Annotated in this window: 12 protein-coding genes; 2 read left to right on the forward strand and 10 right to left on the reverse strand. The window is 43.9% G+C overall.

Annotation, left to right across the window (positions count from 1 at the left end; genetic code table 11):
- Positions 1-39 precede the first annotated feature (39 nt).
- The 7 genes from fhuB to L3V27_RS09545 form a co-directional block, all read right to left on the reverse strand.
- The gene (gene fhuB / locus L3V27_RS09515; RefSeq protein WP_237311702.1) at positions 40-2,016 is read right to left on the reverse strand and encodes a Fe(3+)-hydroxamate ABC transporter permease FhuB; all 1,977 of its coding nucleotides are present in this window, start codon (positions 2,014-2,016) and stop codon (positions 40-42) included.
- Positions 2,013-2,897, reverse strand: a complete 885-nt coding sequence (locus L3V27_RS09520) for an ABC transporter substrate-binding protein (RefSeq protein WP_046875228.1) — start codon at positions 2,895-2,897, stop codon at positions 2,013-2,015. The genes fhuB and L3V27_RS09520 overlap by 4 nt, the downstream gene beginning before the upstream one ends.
- A gap of 10 nt (positions 2,898-2,907) precedes the next feature.
- Positions 2,908-3,672 carry an ABC transporter ATP-binding protein gene (locus L3V27_RS09525; RefSeq protein ID WP_237311703.1) on the reverse strand — a complete coding sequence of 255 codons (765 nt, stop codon included), beginning with the start codon at positions 3,670-3,672 and terminating at the stop codon, positions 2,908-2,910.
- A gap of 335 nt (positions 3,673-4,007) precedes the next feature.
- On the reverse strand, positions 4,008-4,226 hold the full coding sequence (locus L3V27_RS09530) for a hypothetical protein (protein WP_005377723.1): 219 nt from the start codon (positions 4,224-4,226) through the stop codon (positions 4,008-4,010).
- Positions 4,227-4,313: 87 nt separating this feature from the next.
- Positions 4,314-5,438: an HD domain-containing phosphohydrolase gene (locus L3V27_RS09535; RefSeq protein WP_237311704.1), complete on the reverse strand. Its 1,125-nt coding sequence runs from the start codon at positions 5,436-5,438 to the stop codon at positions 4,314-4,316.
- 274 nt (positions 5,439-5,712) lie between these two features.
- On the reverse strand, positions 5,713-6,918 hold the full coding sequence (locus tag L3V27_RS09540; RefSeq protein ID WP_237311705.1) for an aromatic amino acid transport family protein: 1,206 nt from the start codon (positions 6,916-6,918) through the stop codon (positions 5,713-5,715).
- 161 nt (positions 6,919-7,079) lie between these two features.
- Positions 7,080-8,273: an iron-containing alcohol dehydrogenase gene (locus tag L3V27_RS09545; RefSeq protein WP_225461644.1), complete on the reverse strand. Its 1,194-nt coding sequence runs from the start codon at positions 8,271-8,273 to the stop codon at positions 7,080-7,082.
- A 625-nt stretch (positions 8,274-8,898) separates the two neighbouring features.
- Here L3V27_RS09545 and L3V27_RS09550 point away from each other — a divergent pair.
- Complete coding sequence (locus L3V27_RS09550; RefSeq protein WP_237311707.1) at positions 8,899-10,164, forward strand: HD domain-containing protein; 1,266 nt, start codon at positions 8,899-8,901, stop codon at positions 10,162-10,164.
- 61 nt (positions 10,165-10,225) lie between these two features.
- Here the strand turns inward: L3V27_RS09550 and L3V27_RS09555 are convergent, their stop codons facing one another.
- Entirely contained in the window at positions 10,226-10,828 is a 603-nt protein-coding gene (locus tag L3V27_RS09555; protein ID WP_046875222.1) for a 2OG-Fe(II) oxygenase, read from the reverse strand.
- 160 nt (positions 10,829-10,988) lie between these two features.
- On the reverse strand, positions 10,989-11,759 hold the full coding sequence (locus tag L3V27_RS09560; protein ID WP_167426618.1) for a TerC family protein: 771 nt from the start codon (positions 11,757-11,759) through the stop codon (positions 10,989-10,991).
- 414 nt (positions 11,760-12,173) lie between these two features.
- Between L3V27_RS09560 and L3V27_RS09565 the strand changes: the two genes are divergently transcribed.
- Positions 12,174-13,112: a LysR family transcriptional regulator gene (locus tag L3V27_RS09565; protein ID WP_041853038.1), complete on the forward strand. Its 939-nt coding sequence runs from the start codon at positions 12,174-12,176 to the stop codon at positions 13,110-13,112.
- A 24-nt stretch (positions 13,113-13,136) separates the two neighbouring features.
- On the opposite strand, the gene L3V27_RS09570 is transcribed toward L3V27_RS09565, so the two are convergent.
- Complete coding sequence (locus L3V27_RS09570; RefSeq protein WP_006741577.1) at positions 13,137-14,018, reverse strand: YjjW family glycine radical enzyme activase; 882 nt, start codon at positions 14,016-14,018, stop codon at positions 13,137-13,139.
- Positions 14,019-14,031 lie beyond the last annotated feature (13 nt).

Raw genomic sequence — 14,031 nt, forward strand, 5'->3', positions numbered from 1 at the left:
GTTGTATAAGTACTTTCTTCGTTGAGGCTTAGCTGGTATCTATAAACGGCGTAATCCCCACATCAGATACAAACCGCCAATGAGAGATGCCATCAGCCCTGTTGGTATTTCTTGTGGGTAAAGAACTTGTCGTCCCAACCAATCGGCCAACAACATCACGCCGGAACCCAATATCGCGGCGCATAACATGTGTTGTGACGCTTTGTTAAAGCCAAATAAGCGAGCTAAATGCGGAGCCAGTAACCCAACAAAGCTAATAGGACCAACAACCAATGTCGCACTGACCGTGAGACAAGCAACTAAAAGCAGCAGTATCGCGCGCGAACGATCAACGCGAATCCCAAGTGCTTTAGAGGAAGCGGCGCCAACAGGAAGAATATCTAGCCATCTTACGCAGAGAAAACTCAACCCTATAAAGACAAGCGCAGATAAAGACAATGGGAGTAACGTTTCAACCGAAACATAGTAGGTAGACCCAGACAACCAAGCCAATGCTTGATAACTTCTTGGGTCACCAGTGGCTAGAATAAAGCTCTGTATTGCATTCATCAGTGCGGTAATAGCAATACCAGTCAACAAAATGCGCTCCGGCTGAAAACCTGATTTACGGTTTAGCAGCACAATGACCAATACCGTCGCTAATGCGCCTACGAGCCCGCCTAGAGAAAGAGTGAAAATTGACGAACCAAACCCAGTAAACATCGCGATGATCAACCCCATCGCTGTCCCTGAACTGATGCCGATCACTTCTGGACTGGCCATTGGGTTTCCACTTAGGCGTTGAATCATGGAGCCAGCAATCGCTAACATTGCCCCCGCAATTGCTGCTGCAAATAATCTAGGTGCGCGCCATTCCAAAAAAATCCAATTTTGGCTAGCAAACAAGTTTGTCCACCCTTCATTTTGCACAGCAACTGTGGCAAAAAGAACAACGGAAATTAGCGTGCCGATCAATGACAATAAGATCGCTTTAGGGTTTAGCCTGTAAACATGTTGACGATGCCGAGTTAACACCGTCTGAGTATGACCCTGCGTCTTTTGTGATAAGCGAGGTAGCAGCCATAACAGTAGCGGAGCGCCCAGTGCAGCCGTTGCTGCTCCCGTTGGTATAAAACTCGCCATTAGCCCCGGCAGTTGCTGAATAACCAAATCGGTTAAAGTCAATAACATGGCACCAATCAGCATTGATACCCAAAGCTTATGCTGGATTTTATTGATACCTATCAATCGAGTAATCGCTGGCGCTGCTAATCCGATGAAACCGATGATTCCTACTGCAGAAACGACCCAAGAAGTGATTAGTACCGCAAGCCCAAGACAGACAAAGCGCAGTTTGGCTAGCGAGACACCTAAACTCTTGGCACCTTGCTCGGAGAGTTCTAACAGACTTAACGGCTTTGCAAACACAAATGCGATAACCGTAGCAAGTGCGATTCGAGGTGCAAGATACGAGAAATCGCCCCATCCGCTCTGAACAAGCGAGCCCGCTCCCCATATCATTAATCCATTCAGCTTTTCGGTATTCATCATTAGAATAACCGTACTTAATGATGCAAAGTACAGGTTTATCACTAACCCAGAAACGACGACAACCGTTGGAGATAACGCTCGTCGCCATGACAACAGCATCACCAACCCCATCGATGTCACACCGCCGATGAGAGCAACCAAATTAGGTGCTATATCCAACATCCAAGGGGCAAATAGCGTAGCTAACATCAAAGCAAAACTTGAACCGCTCGCCACACCAAGTGTCGTGGGTGAAGCGAGAGGGTTACGCAGAACTTGCTGCATCAATACCCCAGCAACCGCTAATCCAGCACCAGATATAATCGTGGTGAAGACTCGAGGCCACCAGCTAAAGTGAAGTAAGACGGAATCGATAGATTGAAAGTTAGGTTTCCATAAACTGCTAAGAGCCAGTGAGAATGAACTTGCTTGATACAATTGGAAAGCACCAATAGAAAAGGTAAATGCCGAAAGTAACACCACAAGGCTTAAAGGCATGGCTTTCATTGTTCTAACTCCTCGACCTTACTCGCCGTAACTAACTCCGCGAACCGAAGCGCTGAAGGCATAGAACCAAAACTCCAAACAGGCGCGACTTGCATGACCTTCTCACCAGACTGTTGAACAACGTATTGCCAAAACGGATCTTGAGAGAGCTGCTTTTCGCCACCGTGAGGCAATGGCTCAACGATAACAATTTGGGCTCTTATACCTGCTAACTTATCGATGCCGACTAAGCTGAAGCCCCAGCTATTTGTCTCTTCGTTCCACGCATTACTCAGCCCAATCTTTTCGATAGCCTGAGAGTAAAGACTATTCTGACCAAAAACACGAACGTGCTTCGTATCCATAAACTGAATCATTAAAAGCGGCGGCTGGCCTTTGTTTATGCGCTGTTTTAATAAAGAGAAACGTTCTTCATATTGTTGTATAAGTGCCTCAGCTTCCGCTTCTCTTCCTAGCTCTTCACCAAACCTCCGAGTGAAACGAGTAAGTACCGACCAATCTGTAATCCCGCTTTCATATAAGTCAATCGTGGTAACGGGGGCAATATCGACTAAGCGATGCTTCATTGAGGAGAAATACGGGGCAATAAAAATACGGTCAGGTCTGAGCTCGTAAATACGCTCTATATTGGGTTGAGTTCTTAACCCTACATCCTTAGTTTGAGGTGGTAACGGTGGCGATTTTACCCAAGCATCGTAATCTTGCCCTTGAGCGACGCCTACGGGCACGACCCCTAACGCCAACATCGTTTCAGTTTGTGTCCAATCAACCGACATCACCCGAGGTGACGCCTCAGCTACTGCTTGAAAGGAACTGACCAAAAGCGCACTAAGTGAGAGAGCGAAAGAGAAATGCTTAAGTCGAGTGTTTGTACTGCTCATTATTCAACCTCTAGCTTGGCATCGCCACCGGATAACCCGCAGGGTGGTCAGAGATCTTCATCTCTATCCCGTATATGTCCCTCAGCTTAGGTTCAGTAAACACCTGTTCAACATTGCCTTGTGCAATCAAATCACCTTGATGTAATGCAACGATATGATCGCAAAAGCGCGCCGCTAAGTTGATGTCGTGCAATACGATAATAACGCCCAAACCCAACTCTTTACTGAGTTTAGAGATGAGCTTCAACATATCGACTTGATGGCTAATATCTAACGCAGACAAAGGCTCATCAAGAAGCAAATACTCGGTTTTTTGCGCTAATAGCATGGCTAGCCACACTCGTTGGCGCTCCCCTCCAGATAGCGTATCAACTAAGCGATCTGCGTATTTTAGTGTTCCTGTCATCGCCATTGATTCTTCAACAATGTCATGATCTTTCTTGCTCAAACGACCAAGTAAACCATGCCATGGGTAACGACCAAAGCCGACTAAATCACGACCTAAAATACTGTCGGTCACCGGAAGATGCTGAGGCAAGTAGGCAATGTGTTGGGCGAATTTTTTCGCTGAGAGATCGTTAATGCTCGTTCCATGCAGAACCACGTCACCAGCGGTGTATAGCTGTTGCTGTGCCAGCAACTTTAACAATGTCGATTTTCCTGAACCATTGTGCCCAACAAGAGCGTATGTTTTTCCAGGTTCAAATGTCACATCAAACGCTTTTAGCAATGACTTGCCTTCAATCTCAAACTGGAGTGCTTTAGCTTCCAACATCCCTACTTCACCTAATAGCCATTCACAAATGAAAGCTAATCAATCGCTTTCATTCGCTTTCATTCGTTCATCACGTTTGCCGTTCTTATTCAACAGAACGATTAATAAGGGAGGTTTTATATAACAACAAAGATACAAATGCAAACCGTTGTCATTATCATTACACCAACAAGATCATTGAGAGAATTACTAAGCGTTAATGATTATTTGTTGCGGATGACTTCATTAGTGGATTGTCGGCAGGTCAACGAGAGCAGCGGTCTACCACTGCCCTCGCATAAATTTGAATGAATACTGCGGCGCATGAAGAAATGAGAAATGCCGCAGTTAATAAATTAATGACGAGCGTCAGCGCCAAACTCTACTTCTTTATAGATATCGGCCAGCGACTTTTTACCTTGTTTGTCTTTGGCTGAACGCTTTTTCTTCGTTTGATAATGGTATTCTTGCTCCTGAAGTGCTTGTTCGTGCTCTTTTGCTGACTCAACAAACTCAGGATTTGCAAGTGCTTGTTGGCGTAAGCGGTTTACTCTTTCAAGGGTTTCCCACAACATACTTCACCTCCAAACTTACTACTGTATATAAAAACAGTATTGTTTAAATATTCCTCCTCGTCAACATTTCAACTTCGTTACTGCTCTTCACATTAACCCCAAGCCTGTATAGTGCTCCGGATATTTGTGGATGATTTGCTTTATATAACCTTGATGCTCTCGCAGAGCATTAACACATTCTCGAGATAACCATCCCTGATATACCCATTTTTCAAGTTCTAACAATGCGTATGGGATGGACCACGCTTGTCTGTACGGATGGTGCGTCGTCATAAAATCAAAGGCATTCGCGACAGCCGTAATTTGCGCGGCGATTGGTATATCGTCACTGGTTAAACCATACGGATAACCAGTACCATTTAAGTTTTCGTATTGATAAGTAACCATCTGCAAAAACAAAGTCACACTCGGGTGAACCGGATTTCCGATACGAGCCACTATGTCATCGGCCGAGTCGATGCAACGCTCAATATGTTGAATCAATATCGCCTCTTGTTCTTGAGTATAATTTGTTCGGCGACTAGCAATTTCAACTGGCAGCTGAACATCACTGAGCGCATGGAATTGAGCAAAAATACCAATATCTTCGACCATTTCATCATTCAGGTGATAACGATCCGCTAACTGCGTTGCGATGACTTGGCTATAGTACTTCATTCGTTTGGTATGCGCGTAAAACTCAGGGGAGTAGCCTGGCATCATACATTGCATTCGGTTCGCCAACGTTTCTATCGCGCTAACGACGTGGTCTTCTGATTCAACCGCAAATTGAATCATTTCGAAATAAGGTTTAAGACTCTTCAACGCTTCTAAGCTAAATGCATTGGGCTGAGTGGAATTTAAGAACACAAAGCCAGTAAATGCTTTATTGTCGTAACAAGGAATCGCAACCGACGACTGGTATCCGTGTTTGAGTAAGGTTTGAACCCGAGGACAGTGATTAATATAGTGAAGGTCTTCGACGATGCGAGGAATCGCGTTTTTGGAGGCAATATTGAGGTGGTGGAGTTTACGGAATGCTGACTCATGGTGGGCTAAACACCAAGTGTCGAACTCACTTTCTGCAAATGATTTGAGCACATCTTGGTCTGGGTGATATTTAGCAAATGACACCCTATCAATACACGGCAAGTGCGCCTGCATCCTGCCCTTTAGCGTTTGCAGTTGCTCATTAAGCGGTTTTGCAAACGGGTAAAAACTCCGGTGCGCCATACTTCACCTCCACACCCAAGCAGAGAAAAAAGAGAAGCTCATTGTGTTGCAAATTCAATGGTATTTTGAGCGGTTTTCTCCACTTAAATTATCGATATACCACAACTTAAGTGTACGAAATAAAAGCACATTTCTACCAATTCTTTCACCGAATATCTTACGGTAATTTGATCCAGATTAAAAAAGCCAACGAGCGAAACTCGTTGGCTTAACAATACTGATTGATTACGATGAATTCAGTAACTAGAAGTTATTCAGAAAACGTTCCAAACAACTAGCCCAAAGCAGGAAGCACACCCAAAGTAATTAACACCTGAGCTAATACGATACCTGTGCCTGCGATACCCGTTATCACTAATGCGCCTTGGCCACCAGCAACTCGGTACTCCCCCGTAAAATCATCCGATTTACGAACCTTGATCACCATAACCAGAGGTAAAAAGATGGCTAAAATCGCTAAGGCAATCGCTGCATAGCCCAAAGCCATAATAAAGCCTTGAGGGTAAAAAAGTGCGAAGCCCAGCGGTGGGGTAAACGTCACGAGTGCCGCAACCAAGCGATTAGGCTTATCGTTGCTCCCTTTGATGGTATCACCCAAAAATTCGAATAGACCCAAACTCACACCAAGAAATGACGTTAACAGAGCCAAATCAGCAAATACACCGACAATGTTGCCTAAGTTTGATTGGTGCACCGTCTGCGATAGTTGACCAATAAGCGCGCTCAACCCACCGTTTTCAATAAGCGTACTTTGGCTAACCACACCCAATGTCACGATCTGCCAAAAGATGTAAATCACGAGCGGGATCGTCGAGCCAATAATAACGGCTTTGCGCAAAGAAGAAGTATCGCCATCTAAGTAATTCACAATTGCCGGAATGCTTCCGTGGAAACCAAACGAAGTAAAGATAACAGGAATCGCCGCTACAATAAGACCTTGCTCAATCGGCATACTCAATAAGTAAGATTCCGTAACGTTTGGAGCAAGAAAAGAAAGCACAGCAACCATCGCAACAAGTTTCATCGCGAACAACACGCGGTTAACTTTATCGACCGTACCTGTACCAACTGTCACAACTAAAGTCACAATCAAGGTAAAGATCATCGTTGATGTAGGCCCTGAAATATCAAGGTCAAACCATTGTGCAAGGCGGTCTCCGAACTGAGCACCACCGCCAGCGATGTACGCTGCACACAATGAGTAGAACAGAAACAACATCGCAAAACTTGCCACCCACTTGCCTTTTTGGCCTAGGATCTGTTTCGCTAAAGTATGAAGAGTTGCACTACTTTCTGCATGCTGATGAAGCTCTAGCATGAGTAAGGCAGTGAAAGCCATCAGAGCCCATAAACTGAGCATGATGATGATTGAAGTTGAAAAACCAATGCCGGCAGAGGCAAGTGGAAGGGCTAGCATGCCAGCACCTATTGTAGTGCCCGCAATAATTAGCGTACTACCGAATACTTTAGAACGACTCATTGTATATTTATCTTTACACTTTATTAGGAATTATCGGTATTAAATCGAGCAACGGCGTACCGAAACCAATACCATATTTGTAATGCTGTCGATATTGTAGGATCTTCAGCAGAAGATCAAGCAAAGTGTAAGGATAAAAAACCATAAGTGTAAATAAAAACTTACACACCACTAATATCCAACAATAGCTGAGTACATTCTTCCCTGCTCATGAACTTAGGGACAGGGTAATTCCAGTGCGCCTCTTTCAGAATTAAATCTACAAGCGCATCAGCATCTTCGCGCTGAATGAGTGCACTTGTCTGCTTAATATCAATGCTTGCAAACAAAGACTCCACATGCGTCAAAAAGTGTTGAGCACTCGCCTCACCTGACTGCCCTTCGGCCGTCAACGCATCGAGTTTTCTTAGTTGAGGCTCTATCTCTGATAATGAAAAGCGCAGCACAGGTAACAAGGCTAATCCGTTTGCCATGCCATGAGGTATTCCATATTTCGCACCGAATGTGTGAGCAAACGCATGAACATAACCCAAACTCGCTTTCGTAAATGCTAAACCTGCGTAGTAGGATGCCATGGCCATTTTATGTCGAGCTTCAACATCATCCCCTTGCGCTACGACCCGAGGAAGATGCTTAAAAATTAACTTAATGGCGGCAACAGAGTAAGCCCTAGTTTCTTGAGTAGCATTTCTCGACACATACGCCTCAATAGCGTGAGTTAATGCATCAACGCCAGTATCAGCCGTGATCTTAGGAGGTAAACCAATCATTAAGTTCGCATCTAAAGCTGCCATTAGTGGCACCAACTTTGGATCCATCAAAGGGGTTTTAATGTGTGAGGAGGGATCTGATACGACCGCGGCGATGGTGACCTCACTTCCTGTTCCTGCGGTCGTTGGAATAGCAAACAGAGGCGCTGGCATTCGCCATACTTTCAATAGTCCAGCTAACTTTTTTATTGGCCGTTTATTGGTAACTTTCGCAGCAATGACCTTTGCGCAGTCCATTGCCGAGCCACCACCCAAAGCTAATATGCCCTCACAATGAAAACGATGGTAAGCCTCTAGACCGCTTTCTACCTGATCATAGGTAGGATCGGGCTGCACTTTCGAGAAAACATCTAACTGTAAATCGAGTTGTGCTGCCGCCTTGAGCACCTTATCGACAATACCGACTTGGACTAACCCTTCGTCGGTAACTAATAAGACGCGTTTAAATCCCAGTTCGGTCATCGATTCTAATAGCTCATTCATCGAACCAGGGCCGGAAAACAAGGTTGGTCTCGGCATAGGAAGGATAAGAGCTGCTATTTTTAGCCCTGCGGTGTAAGTCCGATATAAGCGATGCTTCAACATACGAAATCCTTTTCATTTAGAGCTATCATTCTAGCTACTTTTATCACCTATGCTTACTTTGCAATCACACATTTTTTAATTAAGTCATTCCATCAACGCATAAATGCTGCAGAGGGAGCAATACCGTTATCTTGATCTCCCCACACCACATGAGCTGTAGAGAAAATTATTTTTTATGATTTTCCATTAGCGTTACCTTAATAACTCACCCCTCTTCGGCTTTGCCGATCATAAAGTGGTTATTGAAGGTGCCTTATCATTCATACAAACTCAAAAATATGGATTCTACTTAATCACATAACGGTACGGTATATCAGTAATCTAATCCGAACATCACTTATAAAAATACAAATAAGAATGCGTTACATCATGATTTATTGTCGTTTTCAAATAAGTCAATAAAAGCAACAATAATCTTTCAAAACTAATACTTAGTTCAAATAACTGACTCTTAATCATGAGCTTCAGGTGATATTGTTATGCAACTAGGATTATTATCCGCCCCATAATTAAAACTACGTCTAAACGCCCACCTTTTTGGGGTCTATTCGCTGTCGTACCCAATTTTCCTATCACCTTCTGATTTGGGTTTCGCGTGGGCTAATTAGCAATGTCGGTATAAACCATGAATCATTCTTGCCATTCCCATACGGACACGGGCTTTGAAGTCGATCTAAAACAAGCACTTATCTGGGTTGCTCGAGCTCTCGATTATGTCGGTGTTGACGATACTCACCACAGCCATCGTGTCGCTTATATCGCTTACCAATGTGCTCGCGTCATGGGTTGGGAGCCAGAAAAAGCGGAGTTTTGTTACTTCGCAGGTATGATCCACGACTGTGGAGTCTCCGAAACACAAGAACATAAAATGTTACTTGGAGAGCTGGTGCCACAAGACGTGAAAACACACTGCTTAAGAGGGTACCGAAGCCTCAAGCAGTGTCGTTTGTTGCGCCAATTTGCGACACCAGTTCTTTACCACCATACACATTGGAGCGAACTAAAAGAGCTCGATTTACCGCCTTTTGAAAAAGAGGTGGCCGCCCTGCTCTACTTATCGGATCGCCTTGATTTTATGCGCTCAAAATACGTCATGAACTGCCACTGTGACATTGTCACGCTTCATGAGAAATTGATTGCTGAGTGTATCATGGCAAACGTTGGAACCTTGTTTAATCCAAGCATGGCCGAAGCAATGGTTAAACTCGTCATGACCGACGCGTTTTGGTTCGCGATGGAGTCGGAAAATATTGAAACCATAGGCCTAAATTTTAAAAGCATTGATTGGCTTCAAAAACAATTAACCATCCAAGATATGAACAGTTTGGGAATGTTTATCGCTCAAATTGTCGATGCAAAGAGCCCGTTCACTTATCAACATTCACAAAAAGTAGCGGAATTATCTCGTTATCTAGCAATTAAGCTTGGGCTAAACGAGCACGACCAAGAAATGTTATATATTGCAGGGCTGGTGCATGATATTGGAAAATTAAAAACGCCAGATGAAATCCTTCACAAAGAAGGCTCTCTAAACAAACAAGAGTACACACGCATTAAACGCCATACCATTGATACTCAGCTCGCATTGCACAAGGTCTTTCCTAACGCGAAAATAGCGGAATGGGCTTCCAATCATCATGAACGTTTAGACGGGTCGGGCTATCCCTATCACAAAACAGGCGACGAGCTCGATGTTCCATCGCGTATCATTGCTGTCGCGGATGTCTTCCAAGCCCTGTCTCAAGATCGCCCCTATCGAGGACGAATGACTCAAACACAGATCGCCGACATTATGGGTGAGCAAATAGCCAAAGAGGAGCTTTGCTCTGACGTTTATGCGGTATTAGAACGACACATGACAGAGTGTTACGAACTCTCAACCGACGTTTAATCAAAACAGGGGCGAACACACGCCCCCTTTTTTAGGATGATAAGACTAGGCAGACAAATAGCTACCTAGCAATATCAAGTAAATTATCTCGCACACCATTGATTCTGAACCAACCAGCGATACTAAAACGCTCGGCATTGGTTGGTAACACCTCATGTGGGAACTGCTCTGATAAGAATACGAACAAACGCCCTGAGCGTGGGGGAATGGTTGCAATTTTAGTGTCATTCAAATCGTATACTACTAATTCACCCGCGTCTTCTTCCGTCCAGGATTCGTTCATATAAAAAACGGTCGTCAATCGACGGTTTTCGTTACCTTTGAAACAATCTAAATGTTTTTGGTAGAAGTCCCCTTTCTCGTACTTGGCAAAATGAGCTTCGTACTCAAAAAGTCCAAGAAACAAGTGACGGTTCACTTCTTGGCGGATCTCTTCCATTTTATCCAAGTAAGAAGTAACAGCATGCCCCATATTTGGCGATAACCATTGAATCTTGTCACTACGAATAGATTCAATACGAGTAACATCATCGTTACGACCAATACGTGCTTTTTTCCAGTTGCTTGGAATGCAATCTCGCAGTTGAGCCACCTCTTGTTCAGAAAGAAAATCATCCCAGATGTAGTAGCCATTGGTTGCTAACGCATCGATCATTTTATTCATTATTTTCGTTCACTCGTGTTAGTTGGGCGCTCTATATAAAAAATCTGCGACACAACAACAAATGCGATTTTTTATCGAGACGACAACAAAGCAAAACGAGAATTAAAATAGGCGATGTAAGATACAAAAATGCCGCTCATGTGAGCGGCAATGTCGTTTATTATTGACGAGCTTCTAATCTCGTTGCTCGAATTCGCAACGGACGAAGACGCTTAATGCTAGGACGCTGTTTGTTTTTTAGCTGGATATGACAAAGTTCCAGAATCAAACCAAATGCCATCGCAAAGTACACATAACCTTTATTGATATGAATTGCGAAGCCTTCTGCCATCAATAAGCCACCCAATAAAACGAGGAACAGCAATGCCAACGTTTTAAAGCCGGGATAGCGCGTCACCAGATTATTGATTTTTTCAGCAGTCATTACCATCACGATTGCAGACGAGACAATCGCCGCGACCATAAGCGGGACATCACTTGTCAAACCGACGGCGGTTATCACCGAGTCCATTGAGAATACCGCATCCACAGCAACAATCTGCAGCAGCACTACCGCTAATCCAGTACGAGCATGAGTCGAGTGGCCAGATTCATTGTGATTTAGCCAGCTCCACAACTCTTTCAGGCTTTTTGCCAATAAGAATGCACCACCCGCGATCATGATCACGTCTCTTCCGGTAAACGCTTGGTTTACGATGGAAAACAGTGGTTGAGTCAACTGCATAATCCAAGAGATAGAAAAAACCAATGCAATACGAGCAATAACAGCAAGGCCGATGCCAAGGTTTCTTGCCAGTTTACGTTGGTGCTGTGGCAATCTTTCACATAGGACGGAGATAAAAACGACGTTATCAACGCCTAAGACAACTTCAAGCGCAAACAAAGTGGCGAAAATCGCCCAAGCCTCTGGTTGCATGAAAAGTTCTAACATGAGTACGCCTCCAGTGATGGGAAGACATACGGTGAAGGGTTCTGTCGACTAAAGGGGTCGTCCATTAATTATTTATACCTCTGTTACTTAAGGATCTTGAGTAAATCACCAAACAATTAACAACACAATGGCTATTTTTAGAGGCAATTACGGCTTTTCATTCGTACACAAACTATTCAGCCCTCGCACTAGAAAGATAAATGAAATAGAAATTCTAAAATTGAGGAAAGGAAAATGCCAAAGACCTAACAAATCCAAGAGAATTCTTTAATCTTACAAAGCTCAAATTATTTTTACACAACACGTTAAATACATTGAGCTCAAAGCGAAAGATGCTCATTTACGAGATAAACAATAGTAAAAATTTGTTTCATCCTGATATACTGCCAAAAATCATAAGAAACCATGCTATTTATGGACTACATTGCTCTTTCACGCATTAGCCTAAAACACCTCACTGTATTGCATATGTTGTTAACCACTCACAGTGTTACGCTTGCCGCAGAGCGCCTGTGTGTAACACCTTCGAGCGTCAGTAAAACACTTGGACAATTACGTGAAACGCTGAAAGATGACCTCTTCTATCGCGATGGTACTCGCTTGGTACCAACGGCATTTGCGCTGCACATTGGCCCCTCGATCCATGGCATACTCTCTAGCATGAATGGATTATTACATCAGGGCTCATTTAATCCAGCTTACTATCAGGGCAGTTTCTCATTAGCTATGCGTGAAAGTTCGTTTGAGCTTTTTGCGCCAGTTCTACAGCATTTATCTCAGCAACTCGGCAATCACGCACATTTGAATGTGCATGCAAAAGAGGAAATGAGTTTCGATGCGTTGGTAAGAGGCCAAGTGGACTTTTTGCTGCTTCCACACGATCTTAGTCAGCCGCCCACGCAAAACAAAGACTTGGTATGGCAAACCATTCTGAAAGATGAAATGGTTTGTTTAATGGGACCATCAAATCCACTCTCTAATCAGCCTTTGTCTATTGAAAGCTACCTCTGTGCAAGACACATTGGGATTCATGATAAAGATCTCTCACAACCTTATTTCGAGCAGAACCTCACACAAAGGCACTCGAAGCGAAACATGGCTATGCGTGTAGCGGATTTTGGTTCAGCTGCGGTGATGTGTCAGCACTCAGATTACTTGTTCACCTGTTCCAAACTTTGGGCAAGGGCGGCCATGCAAGCAAAAGGCTTGGTTGAACAATCCCTTCCATTCGATTATGGACAGGTAGCCTACAGCCTCGTTTGGAACAAAGCGAGCTTGAACGATCCGGCTTTAAAATGGCTACAAAAACAATTGCTCGATGCCTGTGCCATGCTAGACGCGTGCGATGCGTGAGTAAGATAACGAATCAAAACTGCATTACGTGAGTACAGTCGGCACTGCGATGGGGTTACTCACGTAACGTAAAAGTTCTGATTTTAAGCGTTCGATATCATGGCGAGAGCACGCATCCCAAGTTAGCGCCTCCCCCATGACTCCGTGATGTTGAAATGCATTTAAACGGATAAGCACCGATTCAGGCAAAGTACTCAAATAGCGCCCAATCGCTACGATTTCTATATCTAAATCACTTTTCCCTGGAATATGCAGTAACCGAACTTCATACAATTTTTCATGCTTTGCGAGGTACTGAAGCGTTTTGAATACACGGTGATTATCACGCCCAGTTAGCCACTGGTGCGTCTCTGTCTGCCACGATTTCAAATCGATCATCGCACCGTCCAGAAAAGGAAGCACACGCTGCCAACCTGTCACTGATAAAGAGCCATTGCTGTCGATGAAACAAGAAAGATGCTGTAGCTCAGGATCTTGCTTCATCCCTTTAAACAGCTCAATAATGAAAGGAAGTTGTAAGGTAGATTCCCCACCGGATACTGTAACACCACTGATGAAAAAGCGATGTTTGCGTATCAAATCGAGCATTGTTACCACAGAGTAGTCAGTAATTTTTGGATTAGATTGGTTCTGACATATCTCTATACAATGATCGCAGTGGGTGCACTCCTCTTTAAGCCAAACAACGTTGTTGTTTTCGTCGAACTTCAGTGCGTCTGCCGGGCACTCACTCACACAATCACCACAGTGATTACAATGGTTTATTGTATGAGGGTTATGACAGTTCAAACACTGATAGTTACAACCCTGTAGAAAGATGACTAGACGATTTCCTGGCCCATCAACACAAGAGAAAGGAAGGATACGAGTGACTTTTGCCAAAAGGCTTCCACTTCGTCTAGACATCTTGTTCTTTCCT

Source organism: Vibrio sp. J2-3(2022) (genome assembly GCF_021725735.1).
Lineage (GTDB): Bacteria > Pseudomonadota > Gammaproteobacteria > Enterobacterales > Vibrionaceae > Vibrio > Vibrio diabolicus.

Bases quoted from the DNA above. Each gene is read 5' to 3' on its own strand.
- fhuB (WP_237311702.1), bottom strand. From the start codon at position 2,016: ATGAAAGCCATGCCTTTAAGCCTTGTGGTGTTACTTTCGGCATTTACC.
- L3V27_RS09520 (WP_046875228.1), bottom strand. From the start codon at position 2,897: ATGAGCAGTACAAACACTCGACTTAAGCATTTCTCTTTCGCTCTCTCA.
- L3V27_RS09525 (WP_237311703.1), bottom strand. From the start codon at position 3,672: ATGTTGGAAGCTAAAGCACTCCAGTTTGAGATTGAAGGCAAGTCATTG.
- L3V27_RS09530 (WP_005377723.1), bottom strand. From the start codon at position 4,226: ATGTTGTGGGAAACCCTTGAAAGAGTAAACCGCTTACGCCAACAAGCA.
- L3V27_RS09535 (WP_237311704.1), bottom strand. From the start codon at position 5,438: ATGGCGCACCGGAGTTTTTACCCGTTTGCAAAACCGCTTAATGAGCAA.
- L3V27_RS09540 (WP_237311705.1), bottom strand. From the start codon at position 6,918: ATGAGTCGTTCTAAAGTATTCGGTAGTACGCTAATTATTGCGGGCACT.
- L3V27_RS09545 (WP_225461644.1), bottom strand. From the start codon at position 8,273: ATGTTGAAGCATCGCTTATATCGGACTTACACCGCAGGGCTAAAAATA.
- L3V27_RS09550 (WP_237311707.1), top strand. From the start codon at position 8,899: ATGAATCATTCTTGCCATTCCCATACGGACACGGGCTTTGAAGTCGAT.
- L3V27_RS09555 (WP_046875222.1), bottom strand. From the start codon at position 10,828: ATGAATAAAATGATCGATGCGTTAGCAACCAATGGCTACTACATCTGG.
- L3V27_RS09560 (WP_167426618.1), bottom strand. From the start codon at position 11,759: ATGTTAGAACTTTTCATGCAACCAGAGGCTTGGGCGATTTTCGCCACT.
- L3V27_RS09565 (WP_041853038.1), top strand. From the start codon at position 12,174: ATGGACTACATTGCTCTTTCACGCATTAGCCTAAAACACCTCACTGTA.
- L3V27_RS09570 (WP_006741577.1), bottom strand. From the start codon at position 14,018: ATGTCTAGACGAAGTGGAAGCCTTTTGGCAAAAGTCACTCGTATCCTT.